This is a genomic window from Mesorhizobium sp. M0106, from assembly GCF_040322715.1.
In the GTDB taxonomy this organism is placed as follows: Bacteria; Pseudomonadota; Alphaproteobacteria; order Rhizobiales; family Rhizobiaceae; genus Mesorhizobium.
Genome location: NZ_JAMYUA010000120.1, coordinates 1 through 1,311, shown reverse-complemented (window position 1 = coordinate 1,311; position 1,311 = coordinate 1). Strand labels below are relative to the sequence as shown.

Sequence of the window (1,311 nt, the reverse complement as noted above, 5' to 3'; positions counted from 1 at the left end):
CCGGACCATCCGACGCTATCTGTTCGGCGGTGTCGCGGTCTGCATGCTCCTGGTTGGTGGGGCGGGAAGCCTGGCCGCGGTCACGGAGCTTTCTGGAGCCGTCATTGCTTCGGGAAGGCTGGTCGTCGATTCCAGCGTTAAAAAGGTGCAGCATCCAACGGGTGGCGTGGTCGGTCAGATCCTCGTTCGAGAAGGCGACGCCGTGAAGGCGGGCCAGGTTTTGATCCGTCTCGATGAAACCGTGACCCGGGCCGATTTAGCCATGGTCGCCAAGAGCCTGGACGAATTCGAGGCCCGTCTGGGCCGCCTCGAAGCCGAGCGCGATGGCACTGACACCATCGCCTTCCCATCTTCGCTGACGTCGCGGCAGGACGATCCTGAGATCCGGCGTGCGCTGGCCGGCGAGCAGTCCTTGTTCGAATTTCGTCGCCAGGCACGCGCTGGCCAGAAGGCTCAGTTGAGAGAGCGCATTGCTCAGCTCACCGAAGAAGTCGCCGGCTTGAGCGAGCAAAGGGATGCTAAAAGCCAGGAAATCAAATTGATCGGGCTTGAGCTCGACGGCATGCGCAGACTCTGGGAACGCAAGCTGGTTTCAATCGATCGCATAACGACACTTGAGCGTGACGCAGTCCGGCTTGAAGGCGAACATGGGAAGCTGACTGCGGCAATGGCGCAATCGAAGGGTCATACATCCGAAATCCGCTTGCAGATCATTCAGATCGACCAGGATTTGCGCAGCGAGGTGGCAACCGAGCTCCGTGACGTCCAGGCAAAGCTCGCCGAGTTGGTCGAACAAAAGGTCTCGGCCGAGGATCAGCTCAAGCGGATCGATATACGCAGCCCGCAGACTGGCGTCGTCCACCAGCTCGGCGTGCACACGGTCGGTGGCGTCATATCTGCGGGAGAGCTCATCATGCAGATTGTCCCTGTCACAGACGACCTGACGGTCGAGGCACGTGTGGCTCCGCAAGACATCGATCAGCTGATGCCAAGGCAGAGCGCAACCTTGCGATTTTCGGCCTTCAACCAGCGGATCACGCCAGAGCTGAATGGTGTAGTCAGTGAGATCTCCCCCGATCTCAGCATCGATGAGCGAAGCGGCACGAGCTTCTATACTGTGCGTGTCAGCCTGCCGCGTGCAGAGCTTACGAGGCTGAAGGGCCTGACCTTGTCGCCCGGTATGCCTGTCGAGGTGTTCTTCTCGACCGGCAGCCGCACAATGCTGTCTTACCTCGTAAAACCTCTGGCAGATCAAATCCAACGGGCATTCAGGGAGGAATGAGTTCGCGTGCCGGGCTCGGCCATAACCCA

General features: G+C 59.9%; 1 protein-coding gene. It reads left to right on the top strand.

Annotated features, from left to right (window positions below; all coding sequences use genetic code 11):
- Positions 1-1,282, top strand: a 1,282-nt coding sequence (locus NKJ55_RS35355; protein WP_352453918.1) for an HlyD family type I secretion periplasmic adaptor subunit, incomplete at its 5' end; no start/stop codon positions are given.
- Positions 1,283-1,311: the final 29 nt, after the last annotated feature.